Source organism: Pseudomonas sp. CBC3, from assembly GCF_037967085.1.
Taxonomy (GTDB): Bacteria; Pseudomonadota; Gammaproteobacteria; order Pseudomonadales; family Pseudomonadaceae; genus Stutzerimonas.
Genome location: NZ_JBANEO010000031.1, coordinates 1 through 217 on the forward strand (window position 1 = coordinate 1; position 217 = coordinate 217).

Here is a 217-nt window from a genome sequence, read left to right on the forward strand (position 1 = left end):
GCGGCCCTGATATTTCTCTCGCGCAAAGACAAACCCCCGACCTTCTTACGAGGGCCGGGGGTTTGGTGTAGAAGCTTGACGATGACCTACTCTCACATGGGGAGACCCCACACTACCATCGGCGATGCGTCGTTTCACTGCTGAGTTCGGGATGGGATCAGGTGGTTCCAACGCTCTATGGTCGTCAAGCAATTCGGTTGCTGCCTCGGGATTTAGC

1 rRNA gene is annotated in these 217 nt (G+C 56.2%); it reads right to left on the minus strand.

Going from position 1 to position 217, the window contains the following annotated elements:
- Positions 1-73: 73 nt before the first annotated feature.
- Positions 74-189, minus strand: a 5S ribosomal RNA gene (gene rrf, locus V6943_RS20285).
- Between the last annotated feature and the right edge of the window lie 28 nt (positions 190-217).